General features: G+C 67.5%; 1 protein-coding gene (running past one end of the window). It reads left to right on the top strand.

Annotated elements, in window-relative coordinates:
• A protein-coding gene (locus PI990_RS30750; RefSeq protein WP_271659427.1) for an Ig-like domain-containing protein crosses the window boundary here: on the top strand, positions 1 to 19,564 show its final stretch. 23,336 nt of this gene lie to the left of the window's left edge; 19,564 of the gene's 42,900 nt are visible here — the last part of the coding sequence; the start codon falls outside the window, past its left edge; its stop codon occupies positions 19,562 to 19,564.

Raw genomic sequence — 19,564 nt, 5'->3', positions numbered from 1 at the left:
GGAAGCCGACGAACCGCTGCAGGTGCAGGGCGTCAGCGTCACCAAGGTGTTCAAGGACTACGAGACCCACGCCCAGCCGAGCGAAGACGTCAGCGCCCGCTTCCAGCCGCTCATCACCCAGGGCAACCGCCTGGAGCTGCGCCTGCGCGCCGACGCCCAGCTGGAGGCCAACGCCCTCTACCAGATCGCCCTCACCGGTATTCGCGACGCCGCCGGCAACCCCGCCCGTGACAACGCGCTGATCAAGGCCGGCGCTTACAACGGCGTGTTCCAGGCCGAAGACCGCCTGGCCCCGCGCTACGACTCGCTGCAGATCAAGCTGCAGGACGGCCGCGCGCTGAGCCCGGCGGTACGCCTGAAAACCGGCAGCCGCTACGGCTTCCTGGTCAGCGCCCAGGACAACCTGCTGGCCGCCGACAAGATCGCCTTCGCCTATCGCCTGTCCGCCGATGGCGGCCAGACCTGGAAGACCGACTGGGTACCGGTGCAGAAGGGCGAGTTCAGCCTCGACCTCAACGGCGAGTACCAGGGCTTCAGCCTGCTGCTGCGCGCCAGTGACGGCCGCAACAGCATCGACCGCCGCTTCGACGCCGAGATCAGCGCCCCGGACCTGACCCTGGCTTCCTTCAGCACCGCGCCCACGCCGGTGGAAGAGAGCACCCCGGCCGAGCTGCGCTTCGCCATCAGCGGCGACCTGGACCTGGTACGCAGCACCGAAGTACGCCTGCTGGATGGCCGCTACCAGGCCGCCAGCTTCGACCGCGCCAGCGGCCTGGCCAGCCTGAGCCTGCCGCACCCGCGTCTGCGTGACCTGCCGGGCGCGCCGACCACGGCCACCCCGATCACTGCCGAACTGCGCGTGGGCTTCGGCCTGGCCGGCCAGGAAAGCTACCGCTACTTCCCGGTGGGCTACGACCTGCAGCCGGATCGCACCCCGCCGCAGCTGTCCATCATCGCCCCGCTGGACGGCGAGTTCGTGCCCCGTGGCGAGATCACCGAGATCATCCTGCGCAGCTACGACCGCTACGGCATCGACCGTGTCGAAGCCTGCGTCGACAGCCACAGCGCCGATCCCTTCGCCGACGCCCAGGCCTGCCAGCGCCTGGCCGACCCGAGCCGCCTGCGCCTGCCGATCGCTGCCGACGCCACCCAACCGATCCACGTGGTGGCCCGCGCCATCGACCTCAACGGCCTGGCCAGTGCGCCGGCCAGCGTCACCCTGCAGCCCTACGACAGCCGTGCCGGTGCGCCGGAGCTGAGCTTCCTGGTTCCGGCCGACGGTCTCGACGTCCAGGCCGGCGAAACCATCCCGGTGCGGGTGCGCATGCGCAAACTGGAACAGGCCACCCTGAACCTGGATATCGCCGGCAACCCGCAACATGCCGGCAACCCGGCAGCCCGTACCCTGACCCGCGCCGCCGACGGCGACGAGGTGGTGGAACTGGCCGTGCCCATGCCCCAGGTCGCCGCCGATGGCGTGCTGGTGCTGCGCCTCGAAGCCACCTGGCAGGGCCAGACCCTGCGCAGCCAGCGCATCCTCAACCTGCATGCCGACAACGGCATCGACCAGGACGTGGGCCTGCTGCTGCAACCGGCCAGCACCCTGCTGGCAGGCACCCAGCTGTGGATCGACGCGCCGCCGCCGGCGGGCATGAACGACTTCAGCCGCGATTCGACCCTCGACCTGTTCGACCCGGCCGATGCCGGCAGCGCTGCTGCGCGCCTGGCCTTCAGCGACCAGCGCCAGGTCTGGAACAGCCTCACTCAGGGTACCGGCCTGCGCCTGGCCGCCACCCTGCGTGACCGCTCCGGCCACGAGAAGGCACTGGAACGCAGCCTGACCAAGCTGGGCTACCTGCAAGCCGAAAGCCGTCGCGAAGCCATCGAGACCGGCTACCAGGCCAGCCACCTGACCCGCCTGCCGGGCCTGGCGGACGGCGCTGCCTGGGCCGAAAACGCCCAGCGCGACGGCTACCGCATCCGCACCCTCGGTGGCCAGGTGGAAAGCCGTGACAGCGGCCGCATCCGCCAGCTGGCCTTCACCGGCACCGGCCTGGTGGCCCAGGTCCGCCGCGATGGCCAGGACTACCTGCGCTTCTGGCGCTGGCAGGGCGACGCCTGGCTGGCGGCCGTGGAACAACCCATCGCCGGCACCCTGCTGGGTGGCAGTGGCGACCTGCTGTTCGTCCGTCATGGCCAGCAACTGGGCGGCTACGCCGTCGACGGCGGCGCCATGGCCGAGCTGGTGGGCCTGAGCCTCGCCGACGAAATCCGCCAGGTGCAGCTGGATGGCCAGCGCCTGCTGGTGCTGACCGACAAGGGCCTGGAATGGCTGCAGCTGGATGACAGCCGCCTGCCGCAACTGGTGCGCCGTGCCAGCCTGGCCCTGCCGGGCCGCCTGGGCTTCGCCCTCGACGGCGAGCGCCTGGTGACCTGGACCGCCACTGAAGCCACCCGCTTCAAACCGCTGCTGGATGCCGATGGCTGGCGCCTGGGCGATGCCACCGTGCTGGCCGTGGACGGCCAGGTGCAACGCGCCCGCTTCGACGGCGAGCTGGCCTGGCTGCGTGTGAGCAACGACCTGCACGGCGACAGCTGGCAGGCCTGGCGTGACGGCGAGCGCCTGGGCGCCCTGGCGGGCGAACGCCAGGACCTGGCCTTCACCGCTGGCCGCCTGGTGTCCCTGCAACTGCGCGACGGCGTGCAGCAACTGGTGGTCGAACCGCTGAAGGTAGCCGCCGCACCGGCCGTCACCCTGGGCGCCAAGGCCGTGCGCCTGCCCTTCGGCGTGCTGGTGGGCGGCCTGCCTGCCGCGGCCGAAACCGCCCTCGGCCAGGCCGACCTGAGCCTGCGTGATGGCGCCGACAAGCCCCTAGCCGCCCAGGCCTTCTGGTACCAGGGCGAACTGGACACCTACCTCGGCGAGGCCTTCCCCCAAGGCCGTGCCTGGCTGCTGGCCAACCCGCCGGCCACCCTGCGCCTGGTGCTGCAGGACCACGCCGGTGAGCAGAGCCTGGACCTGGCCGTACCCGCCGCCACCGTGGCCGCCGCCGACCTCGTGCCCGACCAGGGTGCGGTGCTCGTCGCCGGTGCCCGCCTGCCCCTGGCCGCCGCCTTCAACGCCGGCAGCGAAGGCGCGGGCGCCAGCCTGACCCGTGAAGGCCAGGCGCAACCCGCCGTCAACGGCCTGCGCCAGCGCTTCAGCTGGATCGGCCTGCCGGCCAGCGGCGAAGCCCGCTACGGCTGGCAGGACGCCGCCGGTACCCGCGAGATCGGCCTGTTCACCAAGGCCAACCAATCCACCAGCGCCATCACCCTGAGCGGCGCCGGCAACAACCAGGTGTTCGCCGAAGGCTCCAGCCTGTCCCTGGCCTACCAGGTGGGCGACGTCCCCGCCTGGGTGGAACTCGAACTGCTGAGCTTCAACGGCCAGTCCGTGCAGCGCATCCTCGACGCCGGCCAGCAGGGCCGCTTCAGCCTGCGCCTGCCCCAGGTGGCCGTGCAGGAAAGCTATGTACTGCGCGCTCGCGCCTATTTCGCCGGTGACTTCCACTACAGCGAACAGCAACTGAACCTGCGCGTCGCGCCGGCCCAGCAACTGCCCCAGCCGCAACTCGCCGGCCTGCCAAGCCTGCTGTATGCCGGCAGCCGCGTGGACCTGAGCCTCAACGGCGTGGACGCCACGCGCTTCCGCATGAGCCTGGAAGCCCTGGACCAGAACGACCGCCTGCTGGCCAGCGGCGCCGGCAGCCTCGGCCTGCGCCTGCCGGCGGGCATCCGCGAACTGCGGGTGCGCGCCCTGATCGACGACGAACTGGGCAACCGCCAGGAGCAGCGCTGGAGCGCGCCGGTGGTGGACGCCTGGAACCTGCAAAGCGAAAGCGCGCGCCTGCCCTTCGACCTGATGTTGCCCCAGGTGGGCGGCTACTGGCTGGCACGTGGCGCCGAACTGCATGACGCCCAGGGCCTGCGCCAGCGCCTCGACGGCCCCATCGCCGCCATGGACAACCTGCAGCGCTACCTGCTGCTGAGCATCAAGGGCTTCGGCCTGACCCTGCTGGACCCGCAGGACGGCCTGCGCAGCGCCGGCAGCCTGGCCGTGGCCGCGCCCCTCAACCACCTGGCGGTGCAGGGCGAGCGCGTCCTCGGCGCCAGCGGTCGCGACCTCTATTGGTTCGACGCCCTGGGCAGCCAGCTCAAGGCCAGCGGCACCCAGACCCTGGGCGCCGAGGTCCGCCAACTGCTGGCCCGCAACGACGGCTTCCTGGTGCTCACCGCCGGCCAGGTCCTGCGCCTGTCCAGCAGCGGCCAGGTCATCGCCAGCTTCAGCGGCGAGAACCTGCTGGCCATGGCTCGCAGCGGCGACCAGCTGCAGGTGTCGGACGCCGCCGGCCGCCTGTGGCGCCTGGATGCCGCCCTGAAAGGCACCTCCGTGCAGCTGGGGGCTGCCGCCAAGCGCCTGTTCGCCCTGCCGGGCCAATTGCTCGCACTGGCCGACGGCCGCCTGCAACTGATCGACCTGGCCACCCGCCAGCGCATCGCCGACTGGAGCCTGGGCAATGCGCCCGTGGCCGCGGCCCAATGGACCGGCGGCCGCCTCTGGCTGGGCGGCAGCGAAGGCCTGGTGCTGCGTCCGCAGGCCGGTAGCGCCGGCTTCCACCTGCTGCACGACAGCCGCAGCCTGGCCACCCCGACCCGTGGCAGCGTGGAGGACCTGGGCCTGCGTGACGGCCAGGTGCTGGTCGCTGCCGACAACTTCGGTGCCCAGCTGCTGCGTCAGGACGACGCCGGCAGCTGGCAGTCCACCCTCTACCCGAGCCAGGCCTTCACCCAGGCCGCCAGCCAGGTGGCCAGCGCCGGTGACCTGTGGTTCCTCGCCCAGGATCAGCAACAGCAAGTGGTGGCGCTGTCGCGTTCCAGCCTGGCCGCCCAGACCGTCTTCGCCCAGACCCCGGTGAACGACCTGGCCATCGCCCGTGGCCAACTGCTGGTGGCCAGCGGCGGCAGCCTGCAGATCGCCCCCCTGGACAACCTGACCAACCCGGCCAGCCGCCGCAGCCTGCTGGTCAACGCCCAGGAAAGCCTGCGCCAGCTGTCGGCCCACGGCAGCCGTGTCGTCGCCCTCAGCGAGAGCGGCCGCGTATTCCTGGTGGACCTGCGCAGCGATGCCCGCCAGCCGGTCAGCGAACTGAGCGCCCAGCTGGGTGGCGAAGTCCGTCAACTGGCCTTCACCGGCGACGCGCTGTTCTACATCTCCGCCGAGCGTGCCTGGCGCTACGACCTGCGCAGCGGCCAGCGCAGCGAACTGCTGGCCGGCGCCAGCGCCAGCCAGCTGTACCTGGGTGGCAACCTGCTGTGGATCGAACAACCCCAGGCCCAGGGCGTGCGCCTGCTGGCCCTGGACCCGGCCAGCGGCCAGGCCATGGCCAACGGCGAGTTGCTGCTCGCCCAGCGCATCAGTGCCCTGGCCGTGGAAAACAACCGCCTGGCCGTGGGCCTCGGCAGCCAGGGCGTGCTGGTCTACGAGCTGCCCTATGGCCTCGGCGCCAGCACCACCTCGCTGCTCGAGCCCCTGGCCGGCAGCCACCTGCAGGCGGCCCAGGCATTGACCCTCGGCCTGGCCGAGGACGGCCTGCGCGGCGTCGAATTCAGCATCAACGGCCAACCGGCCGGCACCCTCGGCCAGGGCCTTGGCGCGACCCAGCTGCGCCTGCCCGCCAGCCTGCCGGGTGGCCAGTCCATGGAACTGGGCCTGCGCCTGGAAGACGCCTATGGCGTGATCCGCCAGGGCACTGCCCGCGACCTGTTCCTGGAGCCGGGCGACGGCGTGGCCAACCCCTTCAGCATCGCCCTGGTGGCCGACGAACATTCCTGGCTGCCCCTGCCGCTGACCGTCAGCGCCCAGGTCAGTGGTAGCCAGCAGCCCCTGGCCCAGGTGGAATTCCTGGTCGCTGCCGGCAGCAACGGACCCTGGCAGCGCGTCGCCCTGCGCAGCGCCCAGCCGTACCAGGCCAGCCTGGCCCTGGACGCCAGCTTCAGCGGCCAGTACCTCAAGGCCCGCGCGGTGGACGTGTTCGGCAACAGCGCCGAATCAGCGGCCAAGCGCTTCTACCGTCACCAGGACACCAAGGCGCCCACCGTGAGCCTCGGTTACCAGGGCAGCGCGGTGTTCAAGGACAACAACCGTGCCGTGCGCGGCTATCCCTTCACCGTCACCGCACAGATGGCGGACGAGGAGGGCGCCCTCGACAAGGCCACGCTGATGCGCAACGGCCAGGTGGTGGCGGTGGCCTTCGGCCAGAACCAGCTGAGCTACCAGGACGCCGCCACCAGCCTTGGCGAGCAGGTCTACAACGTCGAGGTGCGTGACCGCGCCGGCAACGTCAGCAGCGCCGATCTGCGCGTCACCGTCATCGACGACGCCTTCCCCGAGGTCACCACCCTGAACCTGCCGGCCGAGGTGATCGAACGCGGTCGCTTCGACGTCCAGCTGGCCGCTCGCGACGACGTCGGCCTGAAGGGCGTCGACCTGCTGTGGAACGGCTTCACCGACCACTACGATGTCACCGGCATCACCCTGAACCGCAGCTTCAGCGTCCAGGACCGCCGCACCGAGCGCGTCGCCAGCAGCGTCAACCAGCCGTTCAAGGTGCGCCTGACCGACAGCCGCGGCCAGGTCAGCGAGTCCCCGGCGCAGAACCTGCGCGTGGTCCGCGACCGCGCGCCGGATGCCACCGCCCTGCAGGTAAGCCTGCCGGCCCGTGGCGTCTACGGTGGCCTGGTCACCCTGCAACTGAACAACCTCAACGCCCTGGACGACACCGGCGGCCTGGGCCTGCGCGTGCTGCAGCTGGTGGGCAGCGAGCGCAAGGAGCTGTTCAGTTGCCTGCGCGAGGACAGCGGCAACTTCCGTTGCGGCAATGGCGCCTACTGGAACGGCCACAGCCGTGACCTGCGCATGCCCGAAGCTGCGCTGCCGGGCGACGCCTTCCGCGTGCAGGTGGAACTCACCGACCGCATCGGCCAGCAGACCTTCAGCCGCGAATACGCCGTGGCCCTGACCCAGTCGCCGAACCAGCTGCGCTTCAAGGCCGTGCAGGGCAGCGACAACCCCGACCAGGCGCGGGTGCAGGAACGTCCGATCTACCGCGTGCAGGTGCTCGACGCCGCTGCGCGCCCGGTGCCGGAGCAGCCGGTGCAATGGCGCCTGCGTCGCCTGGCCGACGGCTATGTGGAAAACCTCGGCACCAGCACCAGCGACAGCGGCGGCTACGCCAGCCTGACCTTCAACGCCGACCGCAGCCTGGGCGACTACCTGCTGTGGGCGGACCTGCCGCAATTCACCCAGGTGGCCCGCGCCGAGAAGGCCCTCGGCCTGCTCGCCGGCCCGACCCGCAACCTGCTGCTCAGCTACCTGCCGCCGGTGGCGGCGGGCGAGACCCTGACCCTGGACATCCAGTCCCAGGACCTGGTGCTCAACCCGGTCACCGACGACCAGAGCAGCCTGCTGGTGGTGACCCTGCCGGCCGCCGACTACCACGCCCAGCCCGGCGCCGGCATCCAGATCGGCAGCACCACCCTCAACGGCCAGACCGTGGAGCGGGTGCAGGTGACCGTGAAGGACGGCCGTGCGCGGCTGAACCTGCAGGTCGGCCAGAAGGCCGGCCAGTTCAGCCTGCCGCTGTCGAGCAATGGCAACAGCATCCGCTACACCTACGACGCTCGCGGCAACATCAACTGCTGCTACAGCAACCTCGACCTCACCGTGCTGCCGGCCGTGGCCAGCCACCTGCGCCTGCTCAACGACCAGGGCCGGGTGCAGGACGACGGCGCGGTGCTCACCCGTGGCATCAAGCAGGACGTGCGCCTGCAACTGATGCTGCAGGACCGCTTCGGCAACCCCATCACCCAGGTCGACGGCAAGCCCGCCAACCTGGCGGTCAACGTCCAGGCCAGCGGCTCCGCCCTGGTGGACGGCAAGGCCGGTGGCACCACCGTGCAACTGAGCGCAGGCCAGGGCTGGATGGCCATCAGCGACGAGACCTTCGAAGAAGTCACCGTCAGCCTGGCCGGCCCGGTGCAGGCCCTGCCGAACCTGGACCTGACCAGCCGCTTCCGCATCAGCTTCACCGTGCAGCCGCCGGAGGTCATCCGTGGCCTGATCGAGGCCCGCCAGGGCACTGCGCTGCGCGCCTACTTCGACTTCGACGAGCCGGTGCGCCTGGCCAGCGGCGATGCCCTGAAGTTCTTCGAAGGCAACGCGGCCCGTGGCGGCAGCGCCACCCTCAGCAGCGACGGCCGCACCCTGACCTTCGACGCGCAGCCCGCCCTGGCGCTGGGCCGCTGCTACCGCTACGACACCACCGGCTCCGGCCTGCGTGGCGTCGCCCGCGACGACCAGGTCCGCGAGCAGGGCGCCGAGCTGTGCGCGCCCCATGCGCTGTTCAGCGTCGCCGGGCCACTCAAGGTCCTGGCCGGCCAGAGCATCCAGATCCCGCTGACCCTGGCCGACAACATCAGCTGGTACAACGTCGCCAACGGCCGCGCCGAGCTGGCTGGCACCAGCCAGGGCTTCAATTGGTACTACAGTCCGACCCGCACCCTCACCGTTCCGGCCCTCTTCAGTGCGGCCAATGATCCGATCGCCGACGGCGCCTTGCTGCCCCTGACCCTGAGCGGCACCCTGCCGGGCACGCCGGTCAAGCCGGTGGTGCTGGGCAACGCCCTGAAACTGCAGGTCTTCGACCCGGTCGGCGACTTCGACGGTGACGGCCTGAGCAACAAGCTGGAAATGGAAACCCAGGGCCTCGACCCGGCGCTGCGCGACTCCGACGGCAACGGCATCGACGACGGCGCCGAGGACCTCGACGGCGACGGCCTGAGCAACCTGGAAGAAGCCGCCCTGGGCACCAAGCTGCGGGTGGCCGATACCGACGGCGACGGCCTCTCCGACGGCGCGGAAGTGCGCACCCACCACACCAACCCGCTGAAGGTCGACACCGACGAAGACGGCCTGTCCGACGGTGCCGAGGTCAGCAACATCCCGGCGTCCTCGCCGCTGAAGAAAGACACCGACGGCGACGGCATCCCCGACCCGCTCGAACTGCAGATGGGCCTGAACCCCAGCGACCCGGCCGACGGCCAGGCCGACAAGGACAACGACGGCCTGAGCAACGCCCGTGAGGCGCAGCTGGGCACCCTGATCAACAACCCGGACAGCGACGGCGACACCCTGCTGGACGGCGTCGAAGTGGACCAGAAGGGCACCGACCCGCTGAAGGCCGACACCGACGGTGACGGCCTGCGCGACGACGAGGACGCCGAGCCGCTGGTCAAGGACACCCAGGCGCCCCGCGTGGGCCTGGACAATCCGAAGGTCGGCCAGACCCTGATCAAGGGCCTGCGCATGACCCTGGTGCCGACCCTGCAGGACAACGGCCGGGTCACCAAGGTGGCGTTCCGCCTCAACGGTGCCCAGATCGCGCTGGTCAACGCCGCGCCCTTCACCTACAGCCTGAACCTGCCGAGCGACGCCGACAGCCTGCGCCTGGAAATCATCGCCACCGACACCAACAACAACGTCGGCAGCAGTGGCGAACACAGCTTCGCCCTGGTGCAGGACCCGCTGACCACCGTGATCGGCCGCGTGCTCGACAGCAACGGCCAGCCGGTGGTGGGCGCCCAGCTCGATGTCGGCGGCCAGACCGCGGTCAGCGGCGGCGACGGCAGCTTCGTCATCACCCGCGTGCCGGTGGCACCGGGCGTGGTCTCGGTCATCGCCAGCGGCCTGCTGGGCAACCAGGCGGTGACCGCCGTCTCCGCACCCACCGACCCGGTCTGGGGCGGCACCACGGACGTCGGCACCATCACCTTGCAGCAGCCGAAGGTGCGGGTGGGCTACTTCAACGCCCGCTTCAACGCCGGCCAGCCCTCGCAGCGGCTCATCATCGAGCGTGCCGGCTACGAGCCGGTGCAGGTGAGCAACCTGGCCAGCTTCGACCTGTCGCAAGTCGACATGCTGATGGTGGACAGCTCGCGGGACTACTACGGCAACGGCAACTACTCCAGCAACCGCGCCAAGGTCTTCGCCTTCGTCCAGAACGGCGGCACGCTGCTGTTCAGCGAGAACTACAACACCAGCTCCAATGCCGTGCTGGCGGATGTGCCCGGCCAGCCTGCGGAGTCGGTGTGGACGGGCAGCTCGATCCGCCTGACGCCGGTGCTGCGCTGGTCCGATGCCAGTGAAAGCCGCGTCGGTTCCTGGTGGCCCTATCGCAACACCAACTATTCCGGCCACGCCTACATGCCGATGGACAAGCTGGCGCCCGGTACCGCACCGCTGATGTTCACCGGCACCCGTGCGGAAAAACGCGTGGTCGCCATCCGCTATGCCTATGGCGCCGGCCAGGTCTATTTCGGCTTCACCCCGACCGAGTCGGGCCGCCCGGGCGACAACGACCCGCTGTTCACCATCTACCACCCGGGCATCCTGGTGATGATGCACGAGCTGACCCTCAAGGACAGCGACAACGACGGCCTCAAGGACGTCTACGAATACGCCAACGGCACCAGCGCCTTCATCGCCGACCGCGATGGCGACGGCCTGCTGGACGGCTTCGAGGTCAAGTACGGCTTCAACCCGCTGGTGGCGGGCGAGCAGAACCTGGACAGCGACGGCGACGGCCTGAGCAACCTGCGCGAGCAGGAGCTGGGCACTCACCCGCGTCAGGTCGACAGCGACGAGGACGGGCTGACCGATGGCGCCGAGGTCAACCAGCACAACAGCGACCCGCTGAGCGAGGACGGCGACTACGACCGCGTGCTCGACGCCCAGGAAGTCCAGTACAAGGCCAACCCGCGCAAGGCCGACAGCGACGACGACGGCATCCCGGACTACGAAGAGATCAACAATTACGGCACCCGCCCGGACCTGGCGGACACCGATGGCGATGGCCTCTCCGACTTCATCGAGCTGAAGGGCCCCTACGCCGACATCCTCAACCCGCGCAACGCCCAGGACGCCGGCCAGGACTATGACAATGACGGCCTGAGCAACAAGCAGGAGCTGCTGGAGACCCTCACCAATCCGAAGGTGGCGGACACCGACGGCGATGGCCTGTCCGATGGCGTGGAAGTGGCCCGTGGCCTGAACCCGCTGGACGCGGACATGGACAAGGACGGCCTGCTCGACGGCGAAGACAGCGCGCCCACCGAGAAGGACACCCAGGCACCGACCGTGAGCCTGGTCTCCCCGGCGGCCGGCGCCAGCCTGGCCCACGGCCAGCAACTGCGCCTGCGTGCCGATGCCAGCGACGATGGCCGCGTGGCCAGCGTGACCTTCTATGTCAACGGCGTGGCCGTGGCCACCTACGACCGCGCGCCCTACCAGCATGTGATCCGCGTGCCGGCCGTAGGCGCGCAACTGGATATCGAAGCCAGCGCCCGCGACACCAACGGCAACGAAAGCCGCAGCGGCGTGCGCCGCCTGAGCCTGGTGGACGACGCCGGCACCCAGGTCACCGGCCGCGTGCTCGACGCCAACGGCCAAACCGTGGAAGGCGCCCAGGTGACCCTGATCGACGGTTACGAAGCCGCTCGCATCAAGCCGGTCTCCTACACCCTGGACCAGGGTACGGGCTGCTGGCACTACTGCTACGGCGACGACTACGGCCGTCAACTGATCGACGGCCAGCAGGGTGTGGCCGGCTACGCCGCTGACCTGGGCGCAGGCGGTGCCTACGAGTGGCTGGGCTGGAGCGACCGCACCATGAACGTCGACTTCGACTTCGGCCGTGTGGTCAGCCTGACCAGCCTCAAGGTCGGCGCGACCCAGAACACCCTGTCGGACTACGTGCTGCCGTCCTTCGACGTGCTGCAGAAAGTGGGCAACGACTGGGTGCCGGTCGGCACGCTGAACACCGTCCCGAGCAATGCCAACAACCGCGATCGGATGTCCCTCGACGCCCATGCCCAACTGACTCTGTCCGGGCTGAACATCAACAGCCGCTACGTCCGTGTCAGCTTCCGCGCCAACGGTCCCTGGACCCTGGTGGACGAAGTGGCCTTCAGCAATGGCACCGGCCCGATGCCGTCCTCGGCCACCGTCACCAGCGATAGCCAGGGCCGCTTCACCCTGTCTGCCTCCACCCTGGCGCTGGAGCCGCGGGTCAAGGCCGAGGCACGCTTCGGCAACCAGCTGGTCTCCGCCACCAGCGAGGTGTTCGAGCTGGCCCGTGGCAGCAGTTCCGATATCGGTGACCTGGTGCTGGCCGCTCACGGCCGTACCGCGTTCGAGCCGATCGAAGAGCGCCATGTGGCTGCTGCCGAGGAGAGCACCTCGTATAACCGCGAGGTGAACAACAGCGTCCGTTGGGACTTCAACACCTATGGCGGTATCAACAACGGCACCTACGCCTCCAACTGGACCTTCAGCGGCGCCCAGTACCTCGTCGTCAATGGCACCAACTACAACAGCAACACCTATCGCACCCGTCTGGATGGCCGCGAGCTGATCTATCCGGCCAAGCAGCTCGGCAATGTCATGGTCAGCCGCAAGGTTTATGTGCCGGCGAACCAGAACTACGCCCGCTTCATCAACGTGCTGGAGAACCCCAGCGACCAGCCGGTGACCGTGCCCTTCTATGTGTACGGCAACTTCTACGCGACCCGCCCCGTGGTACAGACCTCGTCCGGTGACGCCGGCTTCGACCCGGAAGACAGCTACCTGCTGACCGACGACGTGGCCCCGGACAGTGGCCTGTACGCTGCCGGCGTGGTCATCGGAGGCACGGATGCGCCCCTGCGCCCGGTTTCCACCTGGCTCAGCGGCAACCAGTACCGTGCCAACTATCAGGTCACCCTGGCGCCGCGCAGCCGTCAGGTGCTGGTGCAGTACCTGGTGCAGGATGCCAGCCGCGAACGTGCGCGCAGCACCCTGGAGCAACTGGCCAATAGCGATGTCCAGGAACCGAACCTGACCCTCGAAGAGCAGCGCGGCATCGTCAACTGGACCACCCAGGCGGACAGCGATGGCGACGGCCTGGCCGATGCCCTCGAATACCTGCTGGGCCTCGATCCGCTCAAGGCCGACAGCGACGGTGACGGCCTGCGTGACGGCTTCGAGCAGCGCTATGGTTTCGCGGCCAAGCTCGCCAACGGCGAAGCGGTCGAAGACACCGACGGCGACGGCCTGAACAACCTGCAGGAGCAGGATGCCGGCAGCCACCCGCGCGTGGCCGATACCGACGGCGACGGGCTCACCGACGGTGCCGAGGTGCTGGTGCATCATTCCAGCCCGCTGACCCGCGACACCGACCTGGATCGCGTCCTCGATGCCGATGAAGTCGCGCGTGGCACCCGTCCGGACCTGGCTGACACCGATGGCGATGGCCTCAGCGACTACGCCGAGCTCTTCAACCACGGTACCGATCCGCTCAAGGCGGACAGCGACGACGACGGCCTGCCCGACAAGTACGAGGTGGACAACAACCTGCTCAACGTCGGCGCTCAGGACGACACCGACGGCGACGGCCTGAGCAACCTGGTCGAGTTCCAGGCCGGCACCTCGCCGCGCAACGTCGACACCGACGGCGACGAGCTGCTGGACGGCTGGGAAGTGCTGGGCACGCCGCCGAGCGACCCGCTCAAGGCCGACGGCGACAACGGCGGCCGCCGCGACATCAACGAACGCTTCGTCGATGGCACCGATCCCAAGGTGGCCGGCGACGATCGTCCGAACATCAATGGCTATCGCACCGCCAAGGACGAGAACAACCGCGACTGGAACTTCTATTACGGTGGCGAGCTGCGCTCCACCACGGGCGCTGCGGTGGACTCGAGCTACTGGGCCAACCTGCTGTTCATCAACGGCAACCGCTATGGCTACTCCTACAACCATGCCACCAGCAGCGCCAACGGCCGTGAGTACCACTACGAAGGGCGCCGCATGGACAACCTGGTGGTCAGCCGCCGCGTGCTGGTGCCCAGCGTGGGTGGTGCCTATGCCCGCTACCTGGAGATCCTCGACAACCCGAGCGGTACCGAGCAGGTGGTCACCCTGCGCCTGCAGTCCTACTACGGTGCCAACGACGCCCAGACCGCCATCGTCACCAGCAGTGGCGACGACCAGCTGACCACCGCCGACGACTACCTGGCGCTGCGCGACACCGCCACGCCGACCCGTCCGGTGCTGCTGCAGGTGCTGGGCGGCAACGCCAACCGTCGCCAGGGCACCAGCCTGGTCAGCCGCAACGGCCGTCAATGGCTGGCGGAGTACCAGGTGCGCATCCCGGCGGGCGAACGCCGCGTGGTCATGCACTTCTCCACCCTGGAAGGCTCGGCCGACGCCGCCATGCAGACCGGCGCCCGCCTGCGCAGCCTCAAGGGCCTGGGCCTGGACAACCTCGACCCGACCCTGGCCGGCAAGGTGGTGAACTTCTTCGCCTTCTACGACCAGGACGAAGACGGCCTGAGCGACGCCGACGAAGCGCGCCTGGGCACCGACCCGGCCAACCCGGACAGCGACCACGACGGCATCCCGGACGGCAAGGACAGCGAGCCGCTGGTGCCTGACGCCACCGCGCCCAACGTCACCTTCCAGCCCCTGGAACCGGCCCGTCGCTACGGCGGCCAGCCGCTGGACGTGACCGCGCTGATCAGCGACAACGGCCTGGTGGCCAAGGTCGAGCTGCTGCAGGACGGCCTGCTGCGTGAGACCCGCACCAGCGGCGGCACCCAGACCTTCACCGTGATCCTGCCGAACCAGGACAGCACCCTGCTGCAGGTCCGTGCCACCGACAGCAACGGCAACGTACGCACCGCGGACCTGACCGTGGCCGTCGCCACCGTGCCCGAGCTGCAGGTTTCCGGCCGCGTGCAGGACGTGCTGGGCAAAGGCATCGCCGGCGCCCTGGTACGGGTGAAAGGCATCGAGACCACCACCGACGCCCAGGGCCACTACCAGCTCCAGGTGCTGACCACCGACACGGCGCTGAAGGTCCAGGCCACCGCGCTGTTCGGCAAGCAACCCATGTTCGCCCAGGTGCTGGCGCAGGTGCCGGTGGACTCGGAAGACGTTCGCGTCGAACCGCTGGTGCTCAAGGCCCTGCCTCGCCAGGTCCGTGACCCCATCACCGACGCGGAGCTGAGCTACGAGGGCAACGTCGGGTTCGCCTACAACCTCAACAACGGCTACCGCTGGGATATCCAGGGCAACGGGACGATCAACGACGGCACCAGCGACGCCTATGACGGCGGCCAGTACCTGACGGTGAACGAGCAGGGCTTCCCCTCCATCAGCACGGGCCTGCTGCGCCTGGCCGGCCGCGAAGTGACGCTGCCTGCGCAGGCCATGGGCAACGGCGTACTCAAGGTCAGCCGCAGCATCTACGTACCGGAGAGCGGCAGCTACGCGCGCTTCATCGAGCGCATCGAGAACACCGGCGACCAGGAACTGACCATCCCGGTGCGGATCAACGGCAACCTCGGCTCCGATGGCTCCACCTACACCATCGCTACGTCCAGCGGCGACCAGGCCTTCACCACGGCCGACAACTGGCTGCTGACCGACGACGGCAGCAATGGCGGTGGCGACCCGGCCGTGGGCCTGCTGTTCAGCAGCGCCAGTGCCAAGGTGCGCCCGACCTTCGTGATGCGCAGTGGCGACGATTACGCGGTGACGTACAACCTGACGCTCAAGCCCCATAGCCGCCAGGTGCTGATGCACTACGCCGTGCAGAACTACAGCCGTGCCGAAGCCGAGCGTGTGCTGCGTGAACTGGCGTCGGCCACCTTCGAAGACGTCGGCGTGACCCAGGAAGAGGTCCAGGACCTGGTCAACCTCAGCGACCTGGTGGACTCCGACAACGACGGCCTGCCGGACGCCGACGAGATTCCGCTGGGCCTCGACCCGGAAAACCCGGACGTCGATGGCGACGGCATTCCCGATGGCCGCGACCCCGAGCCGAGCGTGCCGGACACCCAGGCGCCCAGCGTGAGCATCGCCCACAGCGAAGGCCCGTTCTACCCGGGCGACCCGATCACCCTGACCTTCGACGTGCAGGACGCCGGCATCGTCGGCGAGGTCGAACTGCTCATGGACGGCGAGCAGCAGGCCGTGTTCAACGGCGTCGGCCAGCACCAGCAGCAGCTGACCCTGCCGGGCGAGGGCACCGTGCGCTTCGAGGTCCGCGCCACCGACAGCAACCACAACGTTGGTCGCCAGACCCTGGAGCTTGACGTGGTGGCAGTGCCGCCGAGCAGCATCGCCGGCCGTGTGGTCAACGAACTGGGTGTTCCGCTGGTTGGGGTTCAGGTAAACCTGGAGCAGGGCAATGGCGGTGAAGAGCCCAACGTCCTGGCACGTCTCTTGGGCGATGACTTGACCGTCACTACCGGTGAAGACGGGCGATTCCTGTTTGAAGGGCTTGATCGCCGCGAAAGTGACCGTTGGGTGATCAAGGCCGAGAAGGAGGTTCTGGGTTATCCAGTACGGGCAGAGCAGGTCGTGCAGCTGTATCAAGATGGGCTTTTTGAGTCCAATGACCTCACGTTGGGCGGTGAAGACACCTATGTCGAGCCTATGACCGGTGACTTGGGGCAGCGTTATGACGACACCGAGCTCTATCTGCAGCTGCCGGAGAGCTTTGCTTTCGCTGACAAGGCGCTCACGGTCCGTGTCCGTGACCAACAGGTGGAGATCGGCGAGGAAATCCAGGACATCCCGGTTCAATATCTGGTTGAGAACTTCGCGGGCAGCCAGGCCTTCCATGTGGCCATGCTTGAGGATCGTGTGACCCTGACGTGGACTGACTGGCGCAGGAAAGGGGTAGAAGACGATAACTTGGTGGATGTGCAGGTCGTAATCCACCGTGATGGTCGTATAGAGAATCGCTACTACAAGCTTCCCTACAGCGGCTGGCACTGCGGGCAGCGTACTCTTACCCGCTTCGCCCATGGCAACTGGTATGACGGCAAGGACCAGGTCCAGCTGCTCAACGTCAACGGCCGGCAGGTCTATCGGGATATCGCCATTGAACAGGGCGGCTACTGCACCTTCGGCCTGAACGGTTACACCATCACATACGTGCCCACGGCCGAAGGTAACTACCGGATGGAAGTCGGCCGCCTGCCTGGCCACCTGGACAGCGATGGTGATGGCCTCTCGGATATCCGTGAGACGCTGCTTGGTACCCGCCTGGATGACAAGGATACCGATGGTGATCGCCTGAATGACTGGTTCGAGCTTGTATACGGCCCGAGCCCATTGGAGCCAAACCCATTGGCTGCTGATGAGGATTGGGATGACGACACCCTGACCAATCTGGAAGAGCAGGAATTCGGCACCGATCCTTTCAACTCTGATACGGATGGAGACAACGTCCCGGATGCGGATGAAGTCCGTATCCACCATACGGACCCGACGCGCTACGACACCGATGGCGATTGGGTCGGCGATCGCGTCGAGCTGGATAACAATTCCAGCCCGCTGAAGGTGGATACCGATGGTGATGGGCTTACTGACTATCAGGAGATCGAGCTCTATAACACCCTGCCAGATAAGCGCGACAGCGATGGCGATGGTATGGAGGACAAGTTCGAGATCGACTATGACATGGAGGGCACGAGCCCCGATGGTGATGAGGATGGGGATGGCCTGAGCAACGTCGAGGAGTTCCGTCAGGGTACTCACCCACGCGAGCTGGACAGCGACGGTGATGGACTGCCTGACAGGTTTGAAGTGGAGATGGGGCTGTCGCCCAGCAAATATGACAGTGATGGTGCAGGCCGTGGTGATGGCGACGAGCTCTTCGTTGATGGAACTGACCCTGAGAATCCGTCGGATGATCGCGCCGCAGCCGAAAAAGCCTCTGACCTTTATATGGAGACCGAGTCCGGCCTTGGCGTCAGCGTGGTATCCGAAGGCAGCCTGACATTCCGTCTGGGTAGAAATCAGGACACTATTGGTGTGCAAAGCGCATTGAGACTGGAGAGCTTTGATGGCACCGATGGCGTTGAAGCAGCCCGTTCACTTGCCATCTCTCGTCAGTTCGAGGCGCCGCGTCGCGTTTATACCCGTGTTGGCGATGAGCCAATCTGGCGTAGCCCTTTGAAAGCGATCGACAGTGGCTTGCTGGTCAGCCGCGAGTACTACGCGCCAGCATCCGGGCATTCCTACGTGCGGGTGCTGGACAGGTTCTACAACATCAGTAGTCAGGCACGTACGGTTGCGCCCGTGCTGCGTTCACAGCCGAACTATTGGGGGCAGGGTTACCAGCAGCAGACATCGAGTGGGGATGATGCGCTGTCGGCTGAGGATGGTTGGCTCAGCCTGCGCAAGAGCACCTACCAGGGGGAAAGTCTGGTACCGGGGCCGGTAGCGACGGTGCATGTCTTTGCCGATCAGGCGGGGCGCAGTTCGCTTAACAGCGAAGAACTGTTCAGTGATGCCTACTACAGCTGGCGCATTGGTTACAGGTTTGAGATCCCTGCCAACGACCATCGATTGGTGATGTCCTTCCTTGCGTTGGAGAACCTTGAGGCTGGAGCCCAGAGCATGGCAGCGCTGTTGCAGGGGCTGGGCGAAACCACATTGCAGGGTATTCCTGCAGGTGATCGCGAGCGCATCGTCAACTTCACTCCCTGCCAGGACGATGATTTGGATCTGTTGTGCAACAGCGCTGAGTCTCAACACGGTACTCGTAGTGATAAAGCCGATACCGATGACGATCGCTTCAGTGACGCGCTCGAAGTGCAGCTGGGTAGCGACCCCACAGACCCAACATCTATTCCCGAATTTGATGTCCTCGCGTTGGAGGACGTGGATGGCGTCGAGACCAGCCGCGTGTTGAGTCAACGTGGTTTCGATGGGGACATGACGTTGGTTAAGGCGATCGGGGGCTGGTATCGCAGCCTGGACGTGATGAACACCGGCCAACTGTGGACGGCTTCACTCGATACCTCGGATGGCTTCCAATACGACCTCTACGGGCTTCCGGCTTTGGAGCGTTGGGAGGAACAGATCTGGAGCAATCGTCGTGGGGAGCTCCTCGACGATACTCAGGGCAACAGCACCTATTACCTCATGCCAGAAACCATTGAGGCTGACGATGGCGCTGCGCAGGATGTGCTCGTGCTGCGGCAGTTGAGCCGTAACCAGTGGGGTGATAGCGAAGAGCAGGAAATCTCCCAGGTCCCGACAGATCTCCGCTGTGGCGCCGGCCTGGCTCATTGGCAGGGCGAGCCTTTGCTGCTGAACGGCTGCAAGTTGAGCCGCCTGGATGCGAAGAGCGATTGGGTCACCCTGGCCGAGCTCAACTTTGGCGATGGCTTCGGCAGCGAGCCCGTGGTCCTCTCCATGGACGACATGCCCCAGGCCGGCGGCGCCATGCTGCTGGTGGAGGATGAAGTGGACGGTAATGTGCGTCGCAGCCTCGGCTTCGTCGACCTGAAGACCGGGCAGGTGAAACGCCTGGGCGAGGTACCGATCGGCGTGAAGGCGATCTCGGTGAAGTTCCGAGGCTTCCAGAACCAGCCGAAATGGCCAATTGATATCGTTCCTAGCTGA

The sequence above is a fragment of the Pseudomonas sp. TUM22785 genome, from assembly GCF_028198105.1.
Lineage (GTDB): Bacteria > Pseudomonadota > Gammaproteobacteria > Pseudomonadales > Pseudomonadaceae > Metapseudomonas > Metapseudomonas solani.
This window is presented reverse-complemented; position numbering and strand designations above follow the sequence as displayed.